This window comes from Bacteroides hominis, from assembly GCF_033042785.2.
In the GTDB taxonomy this organism is placed as follows: Bacteria; Bacteroidota; Bacteroidia; order Bacteroidales; family Bacteroidaceae; genus Bacteroides; species Bacteroides hominis.
Map to the genome: position 1 here is coordinate 2,591,376 of NZ_CP178829.1, position 26,051 is coordinate 2,617,426.

Genomic DNA, 26,051 nt, shown 5'->3' on the forward strand with positions numbered 1-26,051 from the left:
AAGAAATGCGGGGAGCCGTGAAATATTGCATCGTAAAATGTTAAAGAAACAAAAGTGATAAAAGAGTTGTTCTCTCAGTGCAGTATTTCTATCTTTGCTGCATTTATAAGGTAAACACGTGTTTAGGAGAATGAATGAATTAGAGCTGTCGGAACGTTGCAGGCAGGGAGATAATCGTGCCCGCAAAGAACTTTATGAGCAGTACGCAGGGCGCATGCTTGGTGTCTGTCTTCGTTATGCCGGAGACAGAGACATGGCACAGGACCTGGTACACGACGGTTTCCTGAAAATTTTCGACTCCTTCGACAAGTTTACCTGGCGGGGTGAAGGCTCTCTTAGAGCATGGATGGAGCGTGTAATGGTGAATACGGCTTTACAGTTCTTAAGAAAGAACGATGTGATGAACCAAACCATGGCACTGGATGAAGTTCCCGAAACTTATGATGAACCCGATGCTTCGGCTGTCGAAGCGATTCCTCAGAAAGTGCTGATGCAATTTATTAACGAACTCCCCGCCGGATATCGTACCGTATTCAACTTATACACCTTTGAAGATAAGTCGCACAAGGAAATCGCACAGATGTTGGGGATTAATGAAAAATCTTCGGCTTCACAACTTTTTCGGGCAAAGAGTGTATTAGCCAAGAAAGTAAAGGAATGGTTGATGATCAACGGTTGACGTATGTCTTCGGACACCAAGTGAACCCGGGATTTCTAAAATAGAATAGAATGATGAAAGAAAACGAAAAATGGATAAAGGCATTCAAAGAGAAGCTCGAGGATTATTCCGAGCCGATACCTGCTTCCGGTTGGGAACGACTGGAAAAGGAGCTGATGCCCGTAACCGAAAGACGAATATATCCGTACCGCCGATGGGCCGTTGCCGCGGCTGCCGTAGTGTTGGTGGTGACGACTGCTGTAAGTTTGTATTTCCTGGATAGTCCGGTCGCAGATGAAATTCGCTATGCGACGGCTCCTTCATTGGCTGTCAATCCGGATATATTGCCGGAACCGGCTTTACCGGATGTACAGGTCGCCGTGTCCGAGCCAATGAAGCCGGCGGGAGGGACAGACGTGAGTTCCGCTTCTGGATATTTGGCGAAAGGGAATGATCCAAAGATCACTCCGGAAGCCTTTCCGGGGGCAGAGAAACATCCGGAGGCTGTGGTGGCGGAGAAGCCTGCCGAATCACAGTCTGAAGCAACTGCTGTAACGGAGAAAAAAGAGAGTACTGCCTCACAAATAGAAAAAAGGAAAGAGGCCCGGAGGCCATCCGGTAAAGACAAATACCAGTTGCCCATTGAGAGTTCTTCTGCAAAGCAGAATGGAAAATGGTCGATGGGAGTAGGGGTAGGCAATGGGGGAGGACTTCCGACGAATGGTTCGGAAAGTTTTGCACCCCGTCCAATGAGCAACAGGGTAGACCTGATGACAATTATGAATGGGGCCGTGAATATTCCCGCAGATCAGGAAGTTGTGTTTGAAGGGGGAGTTCCTTATCTGAAGTCCAGTACGACTACTGTGATGGATTATGAACATCATCAGCCGGTAAGTTTCGGATTGTCCGTACGTAAATCCCTTCCGAAAGGTTTCTCCGTAGAAACCGGATTGACTTATACGTTGTTGTCTTCCGATGTCAAGCGACAGGGAGATAACAAGATGCAGACTCAGAAACTGCATTATATCGGTATCCCGGTACGCGGAAACTGGAATTTCCTGGAAAAGAAATACTTTACGCTTTATGTATCTGCCGGTGGGATGGTTGAGAAATGCGTATATGGAAAACTGGCGGGCGATAAAGTGAATGTGAAACCTCTGCAATTTTCTGTAGCAGGTGCAGTAGGAGCTCAGTTCAATGCAACGGAGCATGTGGGATTTTATGTGGAACCGGGAGTTTCGTATTTCTTTGACGATGGTTCGAAAATACAGACTATCCGAAAAGAAACACCTTGTAACTTTAATTTGCAGGCAGGATTGCGATTTACTTATTAAAGTAAGGCAGATATAAGCCGGAGTGGCGGTGGCGTTTGAACAGAGTGGCGGTGGCTCTCTGGAGTGATAAAAAAATAAAGGGGATGGGGCTGTGTCCTCTGTGTTGAAAAGACTTTCGATACACTCTCATCCCCCTTCTTAATGATAAGCTAATTTACTTGTACTGTCCGGAAGTATTGCCTGAATAATTTTTCGGCCTTTTCTATTTGCTCCGGAGTGTTTTCTTTCACTCCTTTCAAGAGATATTCTTTGTCCATCGCTTCGTATTTATGAACTCCTAAAGTATGATAAGGCAATATCTCTACACGCTGAATCATCCGGTACGTTCCAAGATGTTCTCCCAACTGCCGGATATCGTCTTCGAAGTCGCTGTAGCCGGGCACTAATACATAGCGCAGCCAGAATGGCTTTTGATTGGCTTCGAGCCAGGCGGCGGTTTTCAGTGTTTGTTCGTTACTTCTTCCGGTCAGAGACTGGTGGTGTTCCGGATTGAACTCTTTGATATCCAATAAAACCAAATCAGTCAACCCCAAGAGTTCTTCAACATCATTGTTCCACAGTCCGCCGTTGGTGTCGAGGCAGATGTGAATTCCAGCTTCCTTCAGTCTTTTAAAAAGTGGGATAAGAGCTTTCGCCTGAAAAGTGGGTTCTCCACCGGAGAAAGTTATTCCTCCTTTCTTACCGAAAAAAGCTTTTTGGCTGACAGCCATGCGGACAATTTCATCCGGATGGGTTGGCGTACCTCCTTTGGCTTCGATTGTGTCCGGATTGGCACAATACAGGCACCGGAAGTTACACCCCTGAAGGAAAACGACGAGCCGGAGACCCGGCCCGTCGAATGTTCCCATTGACTCGTATGAGTGTACGTTTATCATTCAATTACATTCTTTCGTGGAAACTTCGGCTGATAACTTCCAGCTGGTGTTCGCGGCTCAGCTTCACGAAGTTGACGGCATATCCTGAAACGCGGATAGTCAGTTGTGGATACTTTTCGGGATGTTCCATTGCATCCTGTAGCATTTCACGGTTCAGTACGTTCACGTTCAGGTGGTGTGCGCCTTTGGTGAAATATCCGTCCATCATGGTCACCAGGTTGTCGATACGATCCTCTTGAGTTGCGCCTAATGATTTCGGAACGATAGAGAATGTGTTACTGATGCCATCCTGTGAATCACGGTAGCGCAACTTAGCTACTGAACTGAGCGAAGCAATCGCACCATTCTTGTCACGTCCGTGCATGGGGTTGGCACCCGGTGCAAAGGCGATGCCTTTGGCACGCCCGTCGGGAGTGGCACCTGTTTTCTTGCCATACATCACGTTCGAAGTGATGGTCAGCAACGAGAGGGTAGGACGGGCATTCTTGTATACCGGGAGTTTCTTCAGTTCTTCGCTGAAGAAGTATACCAGGTCTACACCCAAGTGGTCTACACGGTCATCATCGTTACCGAAGCAGGGGAAAGCGCCTTCGATATCGAATCCTTCAGTCAGGCCGATGTCATTGCGGCGCGCTTTCACATGCGCATATTTGATGGCAGACAGTGAATCGATAGCGATTGAAAGTCCGGCTACACCATAAGCAAGGTTAATGCGCGGATCAGTATCTACGAAAGCCATCTGAGCCTTTTCGTAATAATACTTATCGTGCATATAGTGGATGATGTTCATAGCCTCGTTGTATACACGGGCGATCTGTACCAATACCTTTTTATAGTTGGCCATTACTTCTTCGAACTTCAGCGTTTCGCCTGTCAATACAGGGATGTCTTTTACCATGACAGTGCCTGTGTTTTCGCAACGTCCTCCGTTGATTGCCAGCAACAATGCTTTTGCAAGGTTGGCACGGGCACCGAAGAACTGAATTTGCTTTCCGATTTCCTGGTAAGAAACACAACAAGCGATACCGTAATCGTCCGATTGGCGGACCTCACGCATCAGGTCATCGTTTTCGTACTGTACGGATGAAGTATCGATGGATACTTGTGCACAGAATGCCTTGAAACCTTCCGGCAGTTCAGGACTCCATAGTACAGTCATGTTAGGTTCCGGTGACGGACCTAAGTTGTAGAGTGTCTGTAAGAAACGGAAAGATGTTTTAGTGACCTTTGTACGCCCGTCGTTGAAACGTCCTCCGATGGATTCGGTTACCCATGTCGGGTCACCTGCAAAAATATCGTTGTACGACTGCATACGCAAGTGACGTACCATACGGAGTTTGATAACGAACTGGTCGATCAACTCCTGAGCGAATGTTTCCGTAATAGTTCCCTGGCTCAGTTCATATTCCAGATAGATATCGAGGAATGAAGACACGTTACCCAATGACATGGCAGCACCGTCCTGCTCTTTTACAGCAGCCAGATAAGCCATGTACACCCATTGTACGGCTTCTTGTGCGGTATATGCCGGGCGGCTGAGATCCAGACCGTAGTATTCACCCAACACCTTGATTTCTTTCAGTGCCTTGATCTGTTCGGCCACCTCTTCGCGGAGGCGAATGCGGGCTTCTGTCATCGGACCTGTAAGATTATGGAGGTCCTCTTTCTTGGCTTCGATCAGACGGTCGAGACCATAAAGGGCAAGGCGGCGATAGTCACCGATGATACGTCCGCGTGCATAATTATCAGGAAGCCCGGTCAGGAATCCCAAAGAACGGAATGAACGGATTTCATCAGTGTATACATCGAATACTCCGTCGTTGTGTGTCTTGCGGTAATGAGTGAAGATATCCTTTACTCTATCATCCACCTCTACTCCGTTTTCACGGCAAGCCTTCATTACTACATTGATTCCGCCGAACGGTTTGATGGCACGTTTCAGTACCTGATCGGTTTGTAATCCGACGATCAGTTCGTTCTCTTTATCGATATAGCCGGCAGGGTGGGAGGTTATAGTAGATACTGTAGTGTAATCAAGTGCGCGAATTCCATTGTTGTTTCTCTCTTCTTCGAGAGCTTTGAGACAGTTGTTCCAGACAGCCTTAGTGCGTTCAGTAGGTCCTTGCAGGAAAGAAGCATCCCCTTCGTAAGGAGTAATGTTGTTACTGACGAAATCTCTGACGTTGATTTCCTTGCTCCAAAGTCCATCTTTAAAGGTCTTATTCAATTCCATAAAATTAATCAGTTAGTGGTTAGTTATCCTTTAGAGCGTGCAAATTTACGATCTTTTTTCGGTTTAGGGATATAAAAGGTTCCTATTTTATGTTGAATAGCATAAAAATACCTACTTATAGGGAGGTTGTGTTCCTCTCTGTTGAAGTACTCTTTCCCACGGCTCTTTCATTTACCCCGCCTTCCTCTCATACAAAAAACACGTTTCGATCTTCCATCTTCCACTTTTTAGAATGCATGTCGTTGATTGTAAGATGTATAGATTGGTGGAAGATGCGGTTTTTATGCCATTTATCTTCCACCCCCATCTTCCATCTTCCACCCGCTGTTTTAGGGTATATTTCAGTAGTAACTATTTGGAAAACAAATTGATATATCCAATTACTTATCCGTTAATCTCTCTAAAAGCATTTCATTTCCCTTATTCTCTTTAGTGCAAATGGTCGGATCTTTATCTCAGTCCGGGCATGCGGGCTCATCGGCCCGGGTATGCGGGCTCATCAGCCCGGGCATGTGGGCTCATCAGCCTGGGTATGCGGGCTGGGATAAAGAGTTGTATGACAATGGTTAATCTACTACACTTCTCCGGTAATAGCCGGCCGGATTCTTTCTTAAAAAAGAAACAACGAAGCGCTGCTTCCGCATCGCTGTGTGCGAATGGAAGGTTTTGCGGGGGGGGACAAGGGAGGAAGGCGGTTGTTAAATGAAAGAGCCGTGACTCTTTCCAAATATTTTTGCGGAAAAATTTGCAGATTAAAAAATGATTCGTACCTTTGCAGCGCTTTAAGAGAAAAGCACTATTGAAAAGTAGTTTTGGAGAGGTGGCAGAGTGGTCGATTGCGGCGGTCTTGAAAACCGTTGTACTGCGAGGTACCCGGGGTTCGAATCCCTGTCTCTCCGCTGAACTAACCGGACAATACCGGACAGTAAGCAGACAAGTCCCACAAATTCAACGATTTGTGGGACTTTTTTATCCCCTTATGTCTGCCCTACCGGACATCATTTAGACCCTAAAAGACAAAGTTAGTAACCTAACTCGTACCCCCGGCAACTGAAAGTCCAAAAGGGGTACACTTAGTCCGAAATTGGCGAACTTCTGTCGCTATTTGGCGAGCCTGTATAAACTTCACTTTGAGTTAATTACCGTAGTTTTGTAACCTAAAAAAGTGAGTTTATGAAGAGTACATTTTCCGTTCTTTTCTTTGTGAAAAAGGACAAGCAAAAAATCAATGGCAGTTACCCTATTTTTGTCCGCATCACGATTGATGGTGTGGCAAGCCGTTTTAATTCCAAGCTGGACGTTCAACCCAAACTTTGGGACGGTAAGGCAGGCAAAGCCGCCGGGCGTTCTGCGGAAGCTACCCGTATCAACCGATTGCTGGATGATATAAACGCATCCCTTAATACCCTCTATCACGAACTGCAAAGGCGTGACAATTATGTTACCGCCGAAAAGGTGAAGAATGAATTTTTAGGGCATAGCGAAAACCACGATACCATCCTTAACCTTTTCCAAAAGCACAATGACGATGTGAAACAGTTGGTCGGCATATCCAAAACGATTGCCACTTATCGCAAATATGAAGTGACCCGCCGCCATCTTGCCGAGTTCATCCAAAGCAAATATAATATATCGGATATTTCTATAAAGGAAATAACCCCGATGTTCATTACGGACTTCGAGTTATATTTGCGTACCACCTGTAAATGTGGTTATAATACGACTGCCAAGTTCATGCAGTTCTTCAAGCGCATTATCTTGATAGCCCGTAATAACGGCATTCTGATAGGCGATCCGTTCGCCAATTATAAAATCCGTTTGGAGAAAGTGGATAGGGGGTATTTGACAGAGGACGAAATAAAAATCATCCTTAAAAAGAAGATGGTTTCCGAGCGATTGGAACAGGTGCGTGATGTTTTTATCTTTTCCTGTTTCAGTGGTTTGGCTTATGTGGATGTTGCAAACTTAAAGGAAGATAATATTCGTAAGTCCTTTGACGGTAATTTGTGGATAATTACAAAGCGTCAGAAAACGAATACAGACGTGAATGTTCCTTTGCTGGATATTCCTAAAATGATATTGGAAAAATACAAAGGTAAATTGCCGAATGGAAAGGTACTTCCTATTATCAGCAATCAAAAACTTAATGCGTATTTGAAAGAAATTGCAGATGTTTGCGGTATTAGAAAGAACTTGACATTTCACCTTGCAAGGCATACATTTGCCACGACAACCACGCTTGCCAAAGGTGTACCCATTGAAACAGTCAGCAAGATGTTGGGACACACCAATATAGAGACGACACAAATATACGCCCGCATTACCAATAATAAAATCAGTAACGATATGCAGGGGCTTGACAAGAAGTTTGTCGGCATTGAAAAAATCTACAAAGAAGTATCAATGAAATAGTAGTATAGGGGACTTGTCACAAGTTGTGATAAGCCCCCCTATGCTTTTATTACTCACCATTAAATAATAACATTATGGACTTACAAATCATTCAGAGCAAGATTTATGAAATCAGAGGTTGCCGGGTTATGCTCGATAGTGACCTTGCGGCACTTTATCAGGTGGAAACAAAAGCCTTAAAACAGGCTGTCAAACGTAACATTGAACGTTTTCCAAGTGATTTTATGTTTGAACTGACAAAGGAAGAAGTAGAATGTTTAAGGTCACAAATTGTGACCTTAAAGAATAATCCTGATGAAACGGAAGAAGAAACCAGTTCAAAACGTGGCAAACATACTAAATATTTGCCCTATGTTTTCACGCAGGAGGGAGTAGCTGCCCTGTCCGGTGTGCTACGCAGCCCTATTGCCATACAGGTGAATATTTCCATCATGCGGGCATTTGTAGCCTTACGTCAAATGATAACAGGTTATCAAGAATTACTAAAGCGTATTGAAGAACTGGAAGAAAGCACGGATGCACAATTCAGCGAGGTGTACCAAGCATTGACCCAGTTATTAAGCAAACCCGAACCGAAGCCACGCAAACCGATAGGATATAGAACCTATGATGAATAACGGTTTAAGGTATTCAGTTGCCTAAGGGGTGTCACCAGTGATACCCCTTTTTCAGTTCCCTAAAGTAATGTATCTCAATCACAAATTTTAGCAAAGTTACAGCCCGGCAGGGACAAATACCAAATCCGAGCCGTTCCGGTTTCCTAAAAAATCTCCACACCTACGGGTTGTATTTTTTGAAAAGATATGGTTGAAGTCCCTGCCAAACTGTGGGTGTCCGGCAAAATTTCTTATTGTTTAATTTAAAATTCAGTAGTCATGAAAACAACAGAATTTACCATGCCGGAAATCACTATCTCTTATAAAGACAATGTAAAAGCATCCGAAAGGGTGAAAATACTCTCATCCGAAACATCCTACTCTTATTTGAAACCGTTCTATATCGAATGTATGGAACACCACGAAGAAAGTTATGTAATGTTCCTCAATCGGGCTAACAAGGCTTTAGGCGTTTCCCTTATCTCTAAAGGCGGCATAGCTGAAACTGTAATGGACGTGAAAATCATCCTGCAAACCGCCTTGAAAGTCCACGCTTCGGGGATAATCCTCTCACATAACCACCCATCGGGCAACCTACGTCCGAGTGAGCCGGACAAACAAATCACCTCAAAAATAAAAGAAGCCTGCAAGGTCTTGGATTTACACTTGTTAGACCATATCATCCTGACAGAAGAAAGCTATTACAGTTTTGCAGACGAGGGGCTTATCTAAGCCCTTTTTTACTCTCTCATTACCCAATACAAAAAGCCGTCAGGCTTTTACTTCTATCCTCTTAAACAAGAGAAAAATTTTCCCTAAAACTGATTGGAACATTGTCAAAGGTATATCCGTGCCTGTTACTGTTCAAATTATTTTTTAGAAATCTCCACACCTGCGGGTAGTATTTCATAAATAATAATTTGCCCTGTACCATTCCCGAACCTTTGAAAAGACAATGTTCCCATTCAGTTAAAGGAAAAATTTATGTGGTGGGCGACAAGCGATGTAAACGATTAAAATTCAAAAGTCATGGAAGCAGTAACATTATCAGAAGCAAGAGTTTATGTAGGTACTTACAACAAGTATAACAGTGGGTTACTTTTCGGCAAGTGGTTAGACCTTTCCGACTATTCGGACAAGGACGAGTTTATGGAAGCGTGCCGGGAACTGCACGAGGACGAGCAAGACCCGGAATATATGTTTCAGGATTACGAGAATATCCCGGAAGCCCTGATTTCCGAAAGTTGGTTATCCGATAAGTTTTTTGAGCTTCGGGATGCCATCGAAAAGCTAAGCGATACCCAGCAAGAAGCGTTTTTCGTATGGTGCGACCACCACAACAGCGACCTAAGCGAAGAAGATGCGGACGACCTTATTTCTTCTTTTGAGGATGAATATCAGGGAGAATATAAAGACGAGGAAGATTACGCCTATGAAATTGTAGAGGAATGTTACGACCTGCCGGAGTTCGCAAAGACCTACTTTGATTATCCGGCTTTTGCCGTGACCTGTTTATGACTGATTACTGGATGGATAACGGTTTTGTTTTCCGTTGCGCCTGATTACTAACCGGGTGGAGCAATCCACCCACAACACACCAAGACAATGAAAGTATATAATAAGATAACGACTTTTTTACGGTGGTTCATACTTGCTTTTATCATCTATCAGGCAGCCACCAGCACCGCCGGAATATGGATAGCCCTAATTATAGGCTCTTTTATTATCCGGTTCGTTCTCCGGCTGTTTATCTCTGCCGTTTACCTGCTTTGTATGGCGTTTATTTTCATTGTGCTGCTTTCACTTTTGATTATCTGATAACTCATTATAAATTATAACGATATGGAAACTTTAAACAAAAACGGGGTAAGCATTACCCAAACACCGGGAGAGGAAAAATATGTCAAATGCTGTTTAGGCGCATTTAGGGGACAAATTTATTATCAATATGATTACCGCTATTTTAACGAAAATCTGTTTTCTACACTGGCTAAAACGCTTGAAGAATGTCGCCGACAGCGAGACGAATGGCTGAAAACTCAAAAGTGAAAGGAAATCCGGCAGGAGAAATCCAGCCGGATTTCCTTTCGTGAGCCTGAGCGGGAAAGAAAGTAGCAAAGAAACCATTTTTTAGCTTATTGGGAAATATATTCGATTCCCGGCAACTTCATAAAGCAACTATAATTCTTTTTGTATATTCCATTGTTTGTAAGTTGAGTAGTACTTGCTGTAAAAAAAACTTGTTTTTTAGCTCTAGTAACTGCAACATAAAAGACACTCAACTCTTCTAAGAATGCTTTTTCTATACTGCTGTTGATTATTATATTACAATTTTCTCCACACTTGCATTTATTGCAAAGACCGCCCCAGTTTGGAAATAAATCCTTTTCCATATCTGGTAATATTACATAATCCCATTCTAATCCTTTTGCTGCGTGAACTGTTGAAATTATAATTTGCGTATCCAAAAATTCCATATATTGCTTAATGCCGTTATGCTCAAATGAATCTTTTATAAAGTTGATTTTATCTTCATTAGATAGAAATGAATAATCGACAAAGAGTCGAACCCAAAAAATTTCGAGAAGTTCAAAAAGAGCTTTAATGAGTGCAGAATCATTGCCAATATATATTTCTCGTATTTTGCTAATGTGTTTTTTACCTATCTTTTTAGTGATTTTTGAATTTGCTTTTAAAAGTTCGATAAACTCATAAAGGCATCTTCTGTTGAATTTTATATATTCAGAATCCTCGTCGGTAAATAGACCGTAAAAGAAGGATATATCATTAATAGAAAATGTCTTAATTATATGTTCGATGTTGGGACCTCTTTGCTTTGCAAGTATAGCAACTTTGGCAGAGGGGTGTTCATGTAGTATTTTTTGTGACTTAATTATGACTTCCAAAGCTTCTTTTACTTGGTCATCGTAGACATTAAACTCTACTTTAGAATTTAGCCTATTGGGATTATCAAAAGGAGTAATGGCGTTTTGTCTTATTATCTTATCTAGTTGAAGCATATTCTCATTAGATGCAAAACGATAATTTTTTTCTAATGAGATAAGTTCAAGATTGAATTTTTCTTTTGCATGTGGAAGTAAATTAGGTACAGCACCAATAAAACCATAAATTCTCTGTAATGAATCACCTAATAACAAAACATTTGTTTTATCTGTTATTAGAAAATGCAACAACCAATAGCTGAGTAAATTTGTATCTTGAAATTCATCTACAAGAATGGATGTGTAATAATTTTGATAGAACTCTAGTATATTGGGATGTTCTTGAAATAATTTAATCGTTAGCGTTATAATTGCATTGAACGGAATAGCATCCTTTTCCAGTATCTTGGAAATAACTATGGAATTATACTTATTTATATTTTCTCTTAAATACTTCCCATTAATATTTTTGACGGCTGAACTAAAGTCGGATAAAACAGTTGCTTCATCTATAAGAACATTATTAAATGATCTCATAATAAAATCGGGTTTATTGTCATCGACTGATTGTAATGTGTCTAAATTTGACAGCGAAGAGTGTATTATATGACCGTATTTTTTTAATATACTCCTGCAAAACCCATGATAGTTTGATACAGATATTTTTTCTTTTATCTTTACTTGCTTGCTTAAGTCTTTTAATAATTCGGGGATGTTTTTACTCACATCTTTTTTTATCTTATATGCAGCATTTACACTAAAAGTCAAGGCTAGAAGTCTTTTGGGAACAGGTAGCTTACCAATTGCTATCAAATAAGCTATCCGGCTTACCATTGTATGTGTTTTGCCGTAGCCAGCGGGAGCTTCAACCAATAATCGTTTGTGAGGAGAAAAAATAATTTCTAATTGTTTTTCATCTCCTTGATGCTTCTCTTCAATCCGAGATTTAATAATATCTATTTCTGTGTGACACATCATTAGCATAAACTTTTAGCATGTTCTATCAAATCTATATATATCTGTGGAATTTCGCTCTTAGATAGTTTCATTCCTATTAAAAGTCCCAAAGGTTGAGATTTATTAATTCCAAACCAAGTAGAATAGTAGGCTTTAAGATTGATGATATTTGTTTTCTCTATTTCCGATAATTTGAGGTTTGAAGATATGGGCTCTGTTAAATAATGATATTTTTTAAATGCTCTATTATTCAACGCTTTGGCTTCCATTATTCGTTCTGCACCAACAGAATCATATTCACAAACTAAATCGTATAAAACAGTCTCTTTTCCCATATCAATCAGCTTCATTAACTCGGCTTCAAAATCCCGTTCTGTCGTTTTCCATAAATTCTGATTGCCTGTTGGGGTATTATCTCCATCACTATCTCTAATTCCAACGCAAGGTATACCGAATTTCTCAGCCAACAGGATGAGTTGTAGTACAGAATCGCCGCCAGCTTGAATAATACATATCCCACAATCATCTAAATCTATATTACATTTTTTTGCAAAAAAAGGGAAGCTACCATATTCAGAATCTCCTTCAACAAAAATAGCACAGCGAGCAAAGAAGGCTTCTTTTATAAAAGGGAAGTGAAGTAATAGATGTTTTTCAAGCTGTTCTCCGAGAGATAGGTTTGTTCCTGACACTATTTTGGTATTTATTCCATCTTTATAAAGTCGTATAATCTGTTTAAAGTCATTGAGAATAATACTTGGGGAGTGTGTTGCAATGATGATTTGACCGTCCAATCTATCAATCCCGAATAACTCTTTTATTAGTACCCTTAAATCAGAATCTTCATTATTGATAACTCTATTGAGATACTTTACAAGAGAACGTTGCATATAAGGATGTAAATGTATCTCTGGCTCATCAAGTCCTAACACAACTGAAATAGACTTTTCACCAGTATCTTCATTAACAAAAACCCCAGTTTCTCCCCGTTGGTCGGAAATTGTTTGAAGCTTATCCAAGATGGATAAAGTTACCAATAATAAAAACTGGATTCCGTATCCACACTTCGATAACGGACCTCCTTTATTATCCTGCAATGAGATGAGTTTTGGAAACAATAGCGAAATATCGCCCTCTAAAACTGCCTTTATTTCATGGTCTTTAAACGATTTTATTTTCCCTAATTTAGTATTTACATTAGCCAACAAGTCACCAGTAAATTCTGTGTCAACCAAACTATCAGTATTAATATCTTTATCAGATAAATAATCTTTAATCATTCTTGATAAAAAGCGTCCTACACCTCTGCTGCTGTCAAAACTAATTTCGGATATGGGATTTCTTAACGAGTCGTAGTATATAAAATTCAGGCATTTAATAAGAGAGGGGGAAATGTATGTTTCCGTTTCTAAATGATAAAATTCCATATTTTCATCAGGAGACACCTGTCTACAAACAATATTGATGTATGAGTAATCATCTACATCAAATAAATCTTCAAAATGACCAATTTCATCATTTGCAAGTTTAATTCGCACATTAACTGTTATAGGTAAATTTGCATCACTAAAGTCATCATAAGCAAACCCTCTACGTGTAAAAATTATATTTAGCAGGTTTAGTATATTTGATTTTCCTAAATTGTTTTCTCCAACTATGAAATTGCATGATTCCTCTAATGCAATTGTTGCAGAGTTTAAGTTTCTATAATTTTCAACAGAAAGTTCCTTTATTCTCATGATATGCACTTTGATTTAAATATATTAAGCTACCTAATAAAACACAAAGATAATCACAAAAAAAACACCCAACAATAAGATGTTGAGTGTTTCTTAACATATTCATACAAAAAGGTTTAATTTTCTTCTTTGCTGCTATCATTATTAAAATTGAATGTAAGCTGATGCAACGTCCCAAAGTTATCCTGAAAATACACATCTATCGTTTGCTGGTCGGTTGATGCAGAGGTATAGTAAAGCCGGAATGTTTCACCCGGCAGCGGGTACAGGTCATTTGGCAGTAAAACCGTCCCATCGGACATTTTCAGCGTTCCCGCCCCGTCCGGTTGGAAATAGCGAATGAAGTACTCTGTTTCCTCATAGCGTCCATCCCGGTAAAGCTGACACCTGATTTCCGCCGTTTCACCCACTTTTAATTTTTTCGGTACTGGCATTGTTTCGATACGGAACGGGTAAGACTGCTGTATATCCACGTTGTCATTACAGGCACTCACTAATAACAAGGCGGCCACTATGTAGCACCCTGTTAGTATCTTATAAATTACATTTCTCATATACATTATATATAATAGGTTAGTTTATCACATGATTATCTTTAGACCGATACCGAACTGTGTATGGAACTTTCCAACGGAAGAACCGAACAGGCATCTTTCCCGTGCGTTAATCAGGAACACCACCCGGTCAGTAATATAACTCTCCAGTTCCAGCGTCAGCGCACCGCCATAGACAAAACCGTCCTTATCGGTCAGGGTCGAGCCATCGAGCAGCAATTTATCGCCCCAGTTGCTTGTTTCGTATCCGGCAAGGGCAGACAAGCCCAGCGAAAGGAAAAAGGTTTTCTTCCGGTCTGAAAGGAAATTTAGGTAGTAACCGCCCTCGCCTGTAAACTGGCTTACGGGTATCTGTAAATCCTTATAAGGGTAATGCTTTTCGAGGTATTCCCCGCCGATAACCCACCTGTTCCCGTTTTTGGTATAGGTGGAAAGAGCCACCCCGAAATAATAGGCGAAATCGCTTTTACTATTCCAGTGAACGCCGTCCGCCATGCCGCCCGTAACCTGCAAACCTTTCATTCCCGGCAAACATCTTTGTGCGTGTGCCTGGTTGAAAGTCAGGCACAGCACAAAAAGGGATATAATACAGCATATCCTTTTCATGTTCATTTGATTTTAAGTTCGTTAATCACTTTTGCCGCCACGATGTCGGAGTTCTCCACCCGGATGGTTTGGTGTCTGCCCCCGTTCTTTTCCACCAGTTCGATAACTAATATCTTATCGTCAGGGATAGTGAACTGTGGGACGGTGTACACGGTGCGGACAGTACTTTTGCCACCGATAACCAGTATCTCGTTATAGCTCCGTACTGGGTCAATAACGGTTTCCTGAATAGCCGTTCTTTTGGCTACCTTTTTATCCACAATTTTGAAGCGGATAAAATCGGTATCAAACGGCACGTTTGAACTATTCTTTGTTTGTGTGTGTATGTAGAACAGCCCGTTATGCGAATAAATGCCCTTTACCAAGAACTGTACCCCGAACCGCTTGCATCCCAAATGCTTTATTTCCCGGTCATTGTTCTTGTAGATGGACTGCATAATCAGCTTTACCAAAAGCGGGCTTTTGTTACCCAGTTCACGGAAATAGATATTCATCCGGGTATGGCTGAAATCTGTTGTATCCTCATTCTCCAAGAAGTCTTTCATTTCGATGTTTAGTATTTCCGGTTCGTGTGCGTATTTTGCGTTAAAACTGTAAAAGCTGCCATCCTCACAGATAACGGAAAAATTGGTTTCACCGGGAAAGCCCTCTGTTGTGGCTTTCACCCTGACAACATTTTCCGCCCCGTCCGCTTTTCCGGCAATAATGTAGTTACTGCCTAAATCCACGTATTTAACGGCAGACGGGAAAATAAGGTGTACCGTTTTTGCGAACGTCACCTGTACGCCGTAAGGTGTCACCATTTGGCGGTAAGGCAGCTTTTTAGTAATGCCCTGATACAAATCGTTACTTTGTGCTTTCATTGAAACCACGCCCAAGAGTAGGGCAAACATGATAATTAACTTTTTCATTTTGGATTGAAATTTTTGTGGTTGATAAATAAATTACTGTTGTTTGGCGTAAAGCATTACCTGATAATTCGCTTTCAGGTGTACTTTTACCGTTCTGAACTTCTTAGCGAGGTATTGCGAACTGCCCTGCATCAAGCCCCTTGTAATATCCATTGCGACCTGCTGCCCGGCACTTTGCGCAAAGGAAATGCTTGTACCCAGTCCCGCACCGATATTCGCCATCGCTTCTTTGGCTGCTTCCTGTTCCAGTGACGAGGGAACGGAAAGCCCCTTTTGCCCGTCACTGTCGTAAACGGCAAGTTCCACCGGAATGATGTTACCCGCATATTCGAGCGAGGACACCAGTATGTCGAGCCGTTCCCCCTGCACTTTGGCACTTCCTGAAATAAGGCTGTTTTTCGGGACAATCACATTCCCCGCCTGTAACGGTTCTAACAGCCGGAGCTTGACGGTCTGCCCGTCCATAAGTGTTTGGTCGTTATGAACACACGCCCGGATAGTGTTCTTTCCCATCGAATAACCACTGCCGACCGCCGTATTAAACCCGTAATTGCGTGGCTTGCTGTATTCGGCGATAAATTCGGCGTTGCTCATAGGTTGCTGCAATCCTGAAACCGTCCTGTCCGATACCGATTTTACAGGTGTGGCATTTCCTTTGCCCTGAACAGGTGCGGACGGTGCGACCTGTGCAATCTGTCCCGGTTGCGGTGGTACGCTTTGTCCGTTCTGTCCGTTCATATATTTTGCCGCCAGTTCGTAGGATTTTTCCATAAGAGCCACCTGTTCATCCATGCTGCCCGCACCGTTTTCTTTCGCATCGAGCCGGGCAGTGAGTTCTTCCACCTGACGTTTCAGTTCCTCTTTTTCCTTGTCCTCTTTCGGCGTTTCGTAGAAACTGCCTAACTGACGGTTCATGTCCCGGTAAGCTGCCGCCGAAGATTGGATAGAGGAGCGGCTATTGTTCGGCGCACCCGCCCCGAAGTCTATTACATTGGTTTTCGGTTTTTCCGCCGGAGCATCATCTATCAGGGTCAAATCTTCCCCGTTCCCGTTTTCCTCTCCCAGCGAAAAGGCAAAATCCTGTAAGGAGCGCATTTTGTCCGCCTGTTTGTTCTCCATTTGCTCCTGTTCGTAGGCTGTCTTTTTATCGCTGATTATCCCGTCCCCTTTGGGTTGCGGAATATCGGCGTTAAATCCGCCCACGTTTTCCACCTTTGCTTCGTCCTTATCGGACGGTGCAAAAATCAGGTACATAGACCCCAAGAAAACCAGTCCCATAAGCGGGTAAATCAGCATCTTTTTTCGTTGCTGTATTTGCTGCGGGGTCAGTTCCTTTTTTTCCTTTCCCTGTTTTTCAGATTCTTTCTTCCTGTCCGTTTCCGGTGCGGGAACTTCATTTTTCACTTCTTTTTCTTCCATTGTCTGACTGATTAAAAATGTTCGTACTGTCTTTACCTTGTAGCTGCAACTGCCTGATGTGTTCTATCCGTATGGTTTCGCCATCCTCTTTTCCTATCCGGTAAATGGATGATACCGTAAAGTAGATGGATAGCCCGCCGAAGAACAGGAGCATAAGCAAGATTACCGCCAGCCTTATTTCCGGTGTCATGCGCCCGCACAGGCGGCGGAGTTTTTCATCCGCCCAGTCCTGTATGCGGGTAATCGCCTGATTAACCGGAGAGAGAATTTTCCGTATCATGGCTTACCGCTTTATGGTGTTCAAGTCCTTGTTTTCCGTTATCTCGAAACTTTCCATCATAAAGCCGTGCGGGTTATTATCACTTCTTACGGCGTTCAATAACCGGCAACGGGTGACAAGGCTTCTTTCCGTCACGCTGCTTTCACGGATAATCATTTGGCGGGCATAGGTAGCCACCGCATACGGGTACACATCGAAATTGCAAGAAACGCTGTCTATCTGTATCGTTTGGCTGATATTGCCTGAAATGATACGGTTGTAATATCCCTTTTCCGAGAGGTCACGGTAATAGTTAAATGCGCTCTTATCGGCGAGGAACAGCGACCGTTTGATATTGCTTTCGATAGCGTTCTTATCCGGTGAGAGCGTGAAAAAGAGTTCGTGAAAACGCTTCACGTGTTCTTTTGCTTCAACCGGACGGTTTTGTGTCAGGTCTTGCGAAAGCGCAAGCATCAAACTTTTACCACCGTCCAATACATAAATTTTCTGTCGTTGCGCTTCGGCAAACGTGTAGGAGTTCCAAACGGCATACCCCGTTATCAGGGTACACATAACGACAAACACAATCCCGAAAAGCCGTATCTGTTTGAAACTGGTTTCAATGTTCTTTAAACTTTTAAATTCCATCTTGATTTTTAATTATTGGTTACTTTTGATTAGTTTACCGCCGACCCTGCCGCCAGCGTTCCCGGTTGCTGCCCCTGCCACTGCCCCGACACCGCTACCTGTTTTGTTAGCCGCACTGTTAATATTCCGGCTCATGTTACCCATTCCGCCTGCCTGAATAATCCAGTTCGATACGGTGGGAATAGTGAAGTAACCGATGATACCGATTATCATAAAAATTATGTACACTGAATTGCTGCTATCGGGTACGAAATTGGGGTCTGATAGCTCCTGAATATCCTTTTGGAGCATAAGCACCTGTATTCGGGCAAGAATGGAACTGAACAGGTCTGAAACGGGTAGCCACAGGTAAACGGAAATGTACCTTGTTATCCATTGGGTCAGTGTCGCCTGAAAGCCATCATATACACTGATGGCAAAGGCTATCGGACCCAGTATGGCAAGGACAATCAAGAAAAAGGTTCGGATAGTGTCTATCACAAGGGCTGCCGATTGAAAGAGCAGTTCCAAAAGTTCCCTGAACCAATCCCGGACGGATTGCTTGATATTGTGGGCTGCCCTATCCATATACATACCGCCCATTGTGGCAATATCTTTGGCAGACCATCCCAATTCGTCAATCTGTTTATCAAATGCTTCATCCGAAACAAGGTAAGCCGTTTCCGGATTACGCACCATCGCTTCATATTCCAGTTTGTCCTTTTGTTCCCGGTAGGCGTTCATATCGAAAGTTTGCGTTTCGAGCATATTGTTACACCCCTTGACTACTGGCGACATCACGCTGTTAATCGTACCCAGTACGAATGTGGGGAAGAACATAATACAGAAGCCTATTACAAAGGGACGGAGCAAAGGGTAAACGTCTATCGGTTCGGCACTGGCGAGCGACTGCCATACTTTGGCAGCCACATAAAACAAAGCCCCCAGTCCCGCTATTCCTTTGGCTACCCCCGCCATGTTTACGCATAAAGGCATCATGTCCGTGTACAGACTTCGTAAAATCTGATGCAGGTTATCAAATTCGATTGCTAATAACATACTACTTATTTTTAGAAGTTACCAGTAACGTTCATCTGCCGAACCATACAAAGCCATTACCCGGTCGGTGTCCTTTTTCTTTTTCGCCCGCAGATAGGAAACGGAAATATTTTTGCGGGTATAATAACTCACCAAATCCCGGTAGTTTTTGATGGCGTTATACGTCCGGTCGATAACGTCCATCCGTTCCTTGTCCGACATGGAAAGCCCGTTGATGTTCACCACGCTTTTCATTTCTTCCAGCACATCGGAACTTTCCTGCAACAGTTGGGTATATCCGTAGGCAATGGCGGAAAGTTCGTCCGGTGTATAGTTTTCATCCGAAAGCATCTTTTGAAAACTGTTCACGTAGATGTCGGAAATCTCCCCGATAAGCAGGATAGACTTTTGCACCTTTCGGGCATCTTTGACAAGGTTATGCACTGATTTAAGCCTGTCGTAGTATTCCTTACCCTGTTGGTAAATCTTCACCGTTTCCTGAAAATTCTTTACCATATTCTGTGCGGTGGATGATGTCTGCACGATGTTCTTTGACGCATTGATAATCCCTTGCGCCAAGTTGCCGGGGTCACTCACGACCCACTGTGCGTTTACCTTTCCGGTAAACAGGCTGCCTATTACAAGCAGCATTATAATCTTTGTTCTCATACGCTTATTTCTTTATGGATTGGTTACTCCGTTTATATTCTCCGCCGGGTGAAAGCAGAATCCGGTCGTTCTTCTTGTCGTAGGTCAGCAGAACGGAAAGCCCGGTTTCGATGAACAGGTTTCCGTCCTGTTCTGAAATCTCATAGGTTTCCGTTTGGATAGTCCCCCGGTAGGTCATTTTGCGGGTCGTTACCTTGTAATGCCCGTTTTCCTCAAAGAGAGTAAACGCCGGACGGTTTTTCACGCTTTCCCAGTCACCACGCATCGCCCTAAGACGGTCGGCGTTCGTTTCTTTGCAGGAGGAAAGCCCCAGTAACAAGGTGCATAACAGCACCGGAAACAGGAATTTTAAATGTTTCATACTGATTGATTTTTAAATTGTTAATTGATTATTTTTCAGGATTGCGCTTGCTTTCGGCAAGCCGTTTGATAGCAAGTTCGAGATTACCGCCCAACTTTTCGGACAAGGCGAATAGTTCCATCTTTTCCGTTTCTTCGGTGGTGTATGTAAAATATTCTTCCAAACTCACTTCGGTAGCATATACGGCTGATTGTGTACCGCCTAAGCCTATCCAAACTTCCTTGTATTTCCGGTTTGGATGATTGGCAAGGTTGATGGAAAGCACCTGTGAACGTTCCTTGTCGGTCAGTCCCAAAAGGTTCTGTATGCTGTCGAATTTATTAAGGTACTTCCGTTGGTCGAGCAAGATTTTGCAATCCGAATTGTTTATAATGCTCTCTTTTACAATGGGTGAGGAAATAATATCTTCCACTTCCTGTGTAACTACAATCGCTTCGCCGAAATACTTTCTGACGGTTTTATAGAGGTACTTGATGTAATCCGCCATGTTTGCCGATGCAATCGCTTTCCACGCTTCTTCTATCAATATTAATTTCCTGATACCCTTTAGTTTACGCATTTTGTTAATGAACACTTCCATGATGATAATCGTAGTAATCGGGAATAAAATTTTGTGGTCTTTGATATTATCCAACTCAAAGACAATGAAGCGTTTATGTAACAAATCAAGCTCCTTGTCGGAGTTCAGCAGGTAGTCGTATTCGCCCCCTTTGTAGTAAGGTTCTAATACATTCAGGAAGTTATCTATATCGAAATCCTTTTCCCGGACGTTCTTTTCTTGCAGGTGTTCCCGGTAATCGGTTTTCACATACTCGTAGAACGTATTAAAGCAGGGAGTAACCGAACTGTCCTTAGTAATCAGTTCTATATAGGAACTTACAGCGTTCGACAAAGCCACTTCTTCCGCCCGTGTGGGTGCTTCATCATCCCTTTTCCATAAGGTTAGGATAAGCGTTTTGATACTCTCTTTCTTTTCAATATCAAATACCCCATCTTCCACATAAAAAGGATTGAACGCTATCGGGTTTTCAGTGGTATAGGTAAAGTAAATCCCATCTTCCCCGTGCGTTTTCCTATTTATCATTTCACACAGCCCTAAATAACTATTTCCGGTATCGACTAATAGCACGTGCGCATTTTGTTCGTAATACTGGCGCACCATGTGATTGGTAAAGAATGACTTGCCGCTACCACTCGGCCCAAGTATGAACTTGTTGCGATTGGTAATGATACCTTTTTTCATGGGCAGGTCTGATATGTCGATGTGCAACGGTTTTCCCGTTACCCTATCCACCATCTTGATGCCAAAGGGGGAAAGCGAACTTTTGTAGTTCGTTTCTTCGGTGAACAGGCAAAGAGCCTGTTCGATAAAGGTGTAGAAACTTTCTTCCGCCGGGAAGTCCGCCTGATTGCCGGGTATTCCCGCCCAAAACAGGGTCGGCGTGTCGGTGGTGTTATGGCGTGGCTTGCACTCCATAAGTGCGAGCTGTGACCCCACATCATTTTTTATGTGCTTTAATTCGTCCCGGTCGTCACTCCAAGCCATGATATTGCAATGGCATCGCACGGAGATAAGCCCCTGTGAATGTGCTTCATTCAAATATTCCTCTATCCAAGACTTGTTAATCTGATTGGCACGGCTGTATTTGGAAAGGGAGTGCATATTGCGAGCCATCTTTTCAAACTGTTTCAGGTTCTCCGTATGGTCGTCTATGAAGATGTACTGGTTATAGATATGGTTACAGGAGAGCAGCACGCCCACCGGAGAAGCAAAAGATAACCTGCAATCGCTCCGGTCAGTGGATAGCTTTTCATAGCGGGTATCTGTTCCTACCTTGCCCGGCATATCTTCCGCATCCGAAAGGGTATGCAGGCAAAGGATATGGTCGCCAATCTTCATTTCGTCAGCACCCAGTGAAATATCTTTCAGTGTGGTGGTGTCGGTCTGTGAGAGTGAAAAGTATTTCTCCACGATACCCGCCGTTTCCCTTGTTCCGGTGATTTCGTCCGAAGTCAGACGGGTAAGGGTAATGAAACCGCTATCGTTCATAATACTTTCAAACTGCCCCACCGCTTCGAGGAACTTGGTAACTGTTTCCTTGTCCTTAATCTCTTTGGGGACAAGGAAACCTCGGCAGAGGGTGGAAAAGTTACTCTGCATCCGGCTGCGTTCCTTTGTCGTTTTCGTCAGGAACAGGTAGCAGGTATGATTTAAGAACGGTCGTTCATTGAAATGCCGTTCATAGGAACGGGAAAGGAAACTCAAATCATCCTTTTGGATGTCAGGCGCATAGTGCTCTTTGATGAACCAGTCCTGTTTATGTACGATGCTGTAATCGGGCAGCACCTTTACCGCTTTGTTCCAAGCGGAATGTATCGCTTCGTATTCGGCTGCCGTGACGGTGAACAGTTCGGGCAGTTCCACCCGGAACGCCACCGTTATGTCGGCATCTTTGGAAACGATGCACCCGTTTTCCACCGTGAACAGTGGAAACTTGTTTTCCAGCGTAGTAGCTTTTAATATATTTCTCATTTCGATGCTTGTTTTAAATGGAATAATCGGGATATGGCTTTTCGGTTGATGATATGGAAAGGGTGGCTTTTGCGTGCGGACAATTTCATTAACCCGTGTGTCCCGTACTTTTCATTTAACCGGAATGTGAGCCATACAAGCAGTGTTGCCGAAGTAACGCCGAAGATGATGCACACCCACTGGTTAATACTTACCATGTACATGATGATGAAAAGCACGAACAGGGCTAACAGCCCGCCCGCAAAAATGAAAAGATATTGACTTTTCAACCCTTTAAACTCAACTGGCTTGCCTATCCCCCTGTTAATCGGATAGTCTGCCATAGTCCGTTTCTTTAGAGGAAGAATGAACGTAGGATAGTGGCAGCGACTATCAGGAAGATACAAGCACCGAACCAGCTTGCAGCAGTTTTACTTGTGTCGGGGTCTCCACTGCTAAACTTGCCATATACTTTCACGCCCCCGATAAGCCCGACCACCGCACCGATGGCGTAAATTAATTTTGTCGCCGGGTCGAAATAGGACGTTACCATGTTGGTAGCTTCCGTAATACCCGCCATGCCATTACCTTGCGCAAAAGCGGAGGATGCAGCCAAAAGCACGACTGCCGAAAAGAGAACTTTCTTTTTCATTATAAATACATTGATTTTAAAATTGCCGGACGGGTGGATAGTCCGTCCGGTGGAGTGATTAATAATTGAATTTTTGTGGTTGCGGGGAGTGTTCCCCAGTGTTCAGAAAGGTTTGTCTTAACCGTAATCTCTTTGTTTCATCATCTTATTATTTAAAGTTTACCATTAAAGAAAATCGTTCATGTCAAAGGCTGCCATTTCATTACTTCCGGCAGCCGGGACGATGGCGGGTACGGGTATCTCATGCTTTTGTAAAAGTTCCGCTACCCGTGACCTGCCCCCGTTAATCTGTTCCACGAGCGAATGAAACAGGTTTGTTTCCGTCCGGCAGATGGTTTGTACCGCTTGCCGTTCCTCTCTTTCCGGTGCTTGCTTAACCTGAATGACCTGTACCATTTGCCCCAGTTCTCCCAGCGTGATACCCTGTGCCATTTCCGGCTCACCCTCACCCATGTAACAGGCGATTTCTTCCGCTTCGATTTCATCCGGCGAAACGTCTGTTTCTTCCGTATCTTCCGTTTCAAACTCCATTTCAAACTCGGTATCAATCGCTTGCGGGATAGACGTTTCAATCACCGTTTCATCACTTTGCGGGACAAATATAGAACATTATCAACCCCTTTTGAAAGGTGTCCTAAGATGTCCCCGTTTGTCCTCATTTGTCCCATCCGGTAACGGCTTGCCCCTACAAGAGAATCCCCGTTTCCGGTTTTCACGGTCGGTTTACTTTCCGATTGTTTCGGTTGCTTTTTCCCACCCATGAACCATGTTCCCAAACTGTCCCGGTATCGCCATAAGAGGATGGCGTAATACAGGAGCGTTCCGATAATAAACCATTTCAACATATCAGAACGGCTTTTCAAATTTGCTTTCGTACAGTTCGTTTATCTCGTCCTGAAACTGGTCGAAATGCCGGAGCAGGATATTTTCTACATAGCTGCTGACGGTCGCTTTACGTCCGCCGATAACGGTTACTATCTTCATCAGCTTTTCGTGGGTGGTACGGCTGACATATAACGGCTGGCGGTCGGTCAAGTCCACCCGCATGAAGTAGGTTTCCCGGTAATCGTCCGGAGCGTTCTTTTTCCGGCGGGCAGGTTCTTTCGCTGCCTTTTCTTCCTTTGCCGTTTCCTGTTTGTCCGGCTTATCGGGTGTTTCCCCTTCGGTTTCCACTGCCGCCGATGTTGGCGTTTCCTGTTTCTTCACGGGCAAGCCCTGTGAAATAATCTCTTTCATAAAATCTTCGTCAATTTGCGGTTTCCCGCCGCTTTGCTTTGCCATATCGTTACAGTTTTATAAGGTATGCGATTTCGGTTATCAGTTCTTCCATGTTGCTGCCCTTTACCAGCCGTTTGTCCGCCGGGAACAGCGTGGAACGGAACACGGTTTTACGCTGTGCATCCAGTTCCTTTTTAAACCTTTTGGTGTCCGGGATAAATACTTTCATTAGGGGTAGTTCCAGTTCCCCGATGGTCTGCTCATACAGGGTGTAGAGGTCTGTCTTTTCCCGCCCATCTACCATGTTCCAAAACAGGTGCAGCCCTTTCAGGCGGCACGCTTCATTCTTTACCAGCAGTTTATGAATAGCCACTGCAAACGAAAGGCTGCTTTCCAATACCACCCGGTCGGCGGCTATGGGAGTGAAAATATAATCCACCCCTGAAAGGGAGTTGATAACGCCCTCACTGTTCACCGTTCCGGGCAGGTCGAAAAAGACCACATCATAATCCATCCCGGCAGACGCAAGAAATTCATCCGCCGTTTTTATCGCTTCGTCCGGTGAACTGCAAAGCACCGGGTACGCTTTCTTTCCCAGTGTCTTGAACTGGTGGAAGGCAAGCTGTTTATAATACTCATCGCCGTTCACCTGTTCGGCATCCCGTTTGCGCATGGCGGAAATGGAATGTTGCGGGTAGTCGCAATCCACGACCGCCACGTTATACCCTTTGAGGTAATACAGGTAACTCGCCACCAAGACGGTGAACGTTGTTTTGCCGACCCCGCCCTTTTGGGTGGAGAAAGCCACATACAAGGTTTCTTTCTTCATTGTAATACTGGTTTTTTGTGATACATCTTTATTTCATCCCATCCGTTCAGATTGACGGATGGTTTTCTTTCGTTCCATGTTGAAAGCTCGAAAGCCGGAGTGATTGTTTTCTTTCTTGCTTCTTTGTTTTCATTCATTCCACAAAGACAGTTTATTTTCTTTGCAGACTGTTTGCTTTCAATCATTTCATCCGTTTTGCTTTCCTGCTTTCTTGAAAGATTGCAATCTTGAAATCTTGTTTTCAAGTTTTCAAAACCGCTTTCTTTCCGTCCGCTTTCCGTTACATATTTCCATCCGTCCATATTGCTTTCTTTCTTAAATCCGGGACAAATAAACATAGAAAAACAACCCGTTTCGAGATGTGTCCTCAAATGTCCCCGTTTGTCCTCATTTGTCCTATAACCTGCTATTTCACAGCATTTTTAATACCCGTTACTTTGCAACCGAAAGGTATCGGTCAGGCTAACCAAGCCCCCGCCGCCGGGAGCGTTCCAATATTCGCTAACTCCAATCCATCGGTAGATGGATTTTTATTTGCACTGGCAAATAGCAAGGTGTGTTCTAAGCTGCTTGAAATTCTTTCAGCAGCTTTGAACGCCTTGCCCGGACGAAGCCGGGATAGGGTCACTCCGAAGTCGTAACCCTTTAAA

27 protein-coding genes, 1 tRNA gene and 2 pseudogenes are annotated in these 26,051 nt (G+C 43.4%); 10 read left to right on the forward strand and 20 right to left on the reverse strand.

The window, feature by feature from the left end; translation table 11 throughout:
• The first annotated feature begins 130 nt into the window (after positions 1-130).
• Both R3O62_RS10800 and R3O62_RS10805 read left to right on the forward strand, forming a co-directional pair.
• The gene (locus tag R3O62_RS10800; RefSeq protein ID WP_005776045.1) at positions 131-679 is read left to right on the forward strand and encodes an RNA polymerase sigma factor; all 549 of its coding nucleotides are present in this window, start codon (positions 131-133) and stop codon (positions 677-679) included.
• A 53-nt stretch (positions 680-732) separates the two neighbouring features.
• Positions 733-1,992: an outer membrane beta-barrel protein gene (locus R3O62_RS10805; RefSeq protein ID WP_032530847.1), complete on the forward strand. Its 1,260-nt coding sequence runs from the start codon at positions 733-735 to the stop codon at positions 1,990-1,992.
• 149 nt (positions 1,993-2,141) lie between these two features.
• Here the strand turns inward: R3O62_RS10805 and pflA are convergent, their stop codons facing one another.
• Positions 2,142-2,867, reverse strand: a complete 726-nt coding sequence (gene pflA / locus R3O62_RS10810; protein ID WP_022011845.1) for a pyruvate formate-lyase-activating protein — start codon at positions 2,865-2,867, stop codon at positions 2,142-2,144.
• Positions 2,868-2,871: 4 nt separating this feature from the next.
• Positions 2,872-5,100 carry a formate C-acetyltransferase gene (pflB, locus tag R3O62_RS10815; RefSeq protein ID WP_005776049.1) on the reverse strand — a complete coding sequence of 743 codons (2,229 nt, stop codon included), beginning with the start codon at positions 5,098-5,100 and terminating at the stop codon, positions 2,872-2,874.
• An 814-nt stretch (positions 5,101-5,914) separates the two neighbouring features.
• Between pflB and R3O62_RS10820 the strand changes: the two genes are divergently transcribed.
• The 7 genes and pseudogenes from R3O62_RS10820 to R3O62_RS10850 all read left to right on the forward strand — a co-directional run bounded on the left by R3O62_RS10820 (position 5,915) and on the right by R3O62_RS10850 (position 10,157).
• Positions 5,915-5,999: transfer RNA gene (locus R3O62_RS10820), tRNA-Ser, on the forward strand.
• Between the two features lie 274 nt (positions 6,000-6,273).
• On the forward strand, positions 6,274-7,512 hold the full coding sequence (locus tag R3O62_RS10825) for a site-specific integrase (protein WP_317472742.1): 1,239 nt from the start codon (positions 6,274-6,276) through the stop codon (positions 7,510-7,512).
• A gap of 74 nt (positions 7,513-7,586) precedes the next feature.
• Positions 7,587-8,129, forward strand: a complete 543-nt coding sequence (locus R3O62_RS10830; protein ID WP_005841798.1) for an ORF6N domain-containing protein — start codon at positions 7,587-7,589, stop codon at positions 8,127-8,129.
• Between the two features lie 258 nt (positions 8,130-8,387).
• On the forward strand, positions 8,388-8,840 hold the full coding sequence (locus R3O62_RS10835) for a JAB domain-containing protein (protein ID WP_317472741.1): 453 nt from the start codon (positions 8,388-8,390) through the stop codon (positions 8,838-8,840).
• 297 nt (positions 8,841-9,137) lie between these two features.
• Positions 9,138-9,670, forward strand: a pseudogene (locus R3O62_RS10840) (antirestriction protein ArdA).
• Between the two features lie 43 nt (positions 9,671-9,713).
• Complete coding sequence (locus R3O62_RS10845; RefSeq protein ID WP_317472740.1) at positions 9,714-9,926, forward strand: hypothetical protein; 213 nt, start codon at positions 9,714-9,716, stop codon at positions 9,924-9,926.
• Between the two features lie 24 nt (positions 9,927-9,950).
• Positions 9,951-10,157, forward strand: coding sequence for a DUF3873 domain-containing protein (locus R3O62_RS10850; protein WP_317472739.1), 207 nt, complete (start codon positions 9,951-9,953; stop codon positions 10,155-10,157).
• A gap of 86 nt (positions 10,158-10,243) precedes the next feature.
• Here R3O62_RS10850 and R3O62_RS10855 read toward each other — a convergent pair whose 3' ends face one another.
• The 18 genes and pseudogenes from R3O62_RS10855 to R3O62_RS10940 all read right to left on the reverse strand — a co-directional run bounded on the left by R3O62_RS10855 (position 10,244) and on the right by R3O62_RS10940 (position 25,703).
• On the reverse strand, positions 10,244-12,028 hold the full coding sequence (locus R3O62_RS10855; RefSeq protein ID WP_317472738.1) for an ATP-dependent helicase: 1,785 nt from the start codon (positions 12,026-12,028) through the stop codon (positions 10,244-10,246).
• Complete coding sequence (locus R3O62_RS10860; RefSeq protein ID WP_413958308.1) at positions 12,028-13,746, reverse strand: ATP-dependent nuclease; 1,719 nt, start codon at positions 13,744-13,746, stop codon at positions 12,028-12,030. The genes R3O62_RS10855 and R3O62_RS10860 overlap by 1 nt, the downstream gene beginning before the upstream one ends.
• A 116-nt stretch (positions 13,747-13,862) precedes the next feature.
• Positions 13,863-14,306 carry a DUF3872 domain-containing protein gene (locus tag R3O62_RS10865; RefSeq protein WP_317472735.1) on the reverse strand — a complete coding sequence of 148 codons (444 nt, stop codon included), beginning with the start codon at positions 14,304-14,306 and terminating at the stop codon, positions 13,863-13,865.
• A 21-nt stretch (positions 14,307-14,327) separates the two neighbouring features.
• The gene (locus R3O62_RS10870; RefSeq protein ID WP_317472734.1) at positions 14,328-14,906 is read right to left on the reverse strand and encodes a conjugal transfer protein TraO; all 579 of its coding nucleotides are present in this window, start codon (positions 14,904-14,906) and stop codon (positions 14,328-14,330) included.
• Positions 14,907-14,908: 2 nt separating this feature from the next.
• The gene (gene traN, locus R3O62_RS10875; RefSeq protein WP_317472732.1) at positions 14,909-15,817 is read right to left on the reverse strand and encodes a conjugative transposon protein TraN; all 909 of its coding nucleotides are present in this window, start codon (positions 15,815-15,817) and stop codon (positions 14,909-14,911) included.
• Positions 15,818-15,850: 33 nt separating this feature from the next.
• Positions 15,851-17,236 carry a conjugative transposon protein TraM gene (gene traM / locus R3O62_RS10880; protein ID WP_317472731.1) on the reverse strand — a complete coding sequence of 462 codons (1,386 nt, stop codon included), beginning with the start codon at positions 17,234-17,236 and terminating at the stop codon, positions 15,851-15,853.
• Positions 17,211-17,516, reverse strand: coding sequence for a TraL conjugative transposon family protein (locus R3O62_RS10885; RefSeq protein WP_317472730.1), 306 nt, complete (start codon positions 17,514-17,516; stop codon positions 17,211-17,213). The genes traM and R3O62_RS10885 overlap by 26 nt, the downstream gene beginning before the upstream one ends.
• 3 nt (positions 17,517-17,519) lie before the next feature.
• Positions 17,520-18,143, reverse strand: a complete 624-nt coding sequence (gene traK, locus R3O62_RS10890; RefSeq protein ID WP_317472729.1) for a conjugative transposon protein TraK — start codon at positions 18,141-18,143, stop codon at positions 17,520-17,522.
• Between the two features lie 12 nt (positions 18,144-18,155).
• Complete coding sequence (gene traJ, locus R3O62_RS10895) at positions 18,156-19,181, reverse strand: conjugative transposon protein TraJ (protein ID WP_317472727.1); 1,026 nt, start codon at positions 19,179-19,181, stop codon at positions 18,156-18,158.
• Positions 19,182-19,199: 18 nt separating this feature from the next.
• Complete coding sequence (locus tag R3O62_RS10900) at positions 19,200-19,829, reverse strand: DUF4141 domain-containing protein (protein WP_317472726.1); 630 nt, start codon at positions 19,827-19,829, stop codon at positions 19,200-19,202.
• A gap of 4 nt (positions 19,830-19,833) precedes the next feature.
• Entirely contained in the window at positions 19,834-20,190 is a 357-nt protein-coding gene (locus R3O62_RS10905; RefSeq protein ID WP_317472725.1) for a DUF3876 domain-containing protein, read from the reverse strand.
• Between the two features lie 28 nt (positions 20,191-20,218).
• A complete protein-coding gene (locus R3O62_RS10910) occupies positions 20,219-22,723 on the reverse strand; it encodes a TraG family conjugative transposon ATPase (protein WP_317472724.1) in 2,505 nt (834 codons plus the stop codon).
• Positions 22,720-23,046 (reverse strand): DUF4133 domain-containing protein, encoded by a 327-nt coding sequence (locus R3O62_RS10915; protein ID WP_317472722.1) that lies wholly within the window; start codon positions 23,044-23,046, stop codon positions 22,720-22,722. Before R3O62_RS10915 ends, R3O62_RS10910 begins: the two co-directional genes overlap by 4 nt.
• An 11-nt stretch (positions 23,047-23,057) precedes the next feature.
• Positions 23,058-23,354, reverse strand: coding sequence for a DUF4134 domain-containing protein (locus R3O62_RS10920; protein ID WP_217719503.1), 297 nt, complete (start codon positions 23,352-23,354; stop codon positions 23,058-23,060).
• A 165-nt stretch (positions 23,355-23,519) separates the two neighbouring features.
• A pseudogene (locus R3O62_RS10925) lies at positions 23,520-24,199 on the reverse strand (hypothetical protein).
• A 1-nt stretch (position 24,200) separates the two neighbouring features.
• Positions 24,201-24,635 (reverse strand): DUF3408 domain-containing protein, encoded by a 435-nt coding sequence (locus R3O62_RS10930; protein ID WP_317472721.1) that lies wholly within the window; start codon positions 24,633-24,635, stop codon positions 24,201-24,203.
• Positions 24,636-24,639: 4 nt separating this feature from the next.
• Positions 24,640-25,401, reverse strand: a complete 762-nt coding sequence (locus R3O62_RS10935) for a ParA family protein (RefSeq protein WP_270646327.1) — start codon at positions 25,399-25,401, stop codon at positions 24,640-24,642.
• Positions 25,398-25,703, reverse strand: coding sequence for a hypothetical protein (locus tag R3O62_RS10940; protein ID WP_270646326.1), 306 nt, complete (start codon positions 25,701-25,703; stop codon positions 25,398-25,400). The genes R3O62_RS10935 and R3O62_RS10940 overlap by 4 nt, the downstream gene beginning before the upstream one ends.
• Positions 25,704-25,838: 135 nt before the next feature.
• Here R3O62_RS10940 and R3O62_RS10945 point away from each other — a divergent pair, with 135 nt between their 5' ends.
• Positions 25,839-26,042, forward strand: a complete 204-nt coding sequence (locus R3O62_RS10945; protein WP_317472720.1) for a hypothetical protein — start codon at positions 25,839-25,841, stop codon at positions 26,040-26,042.
• Positions 26,043-26,051: the final 9 nt, after the last annotated feature.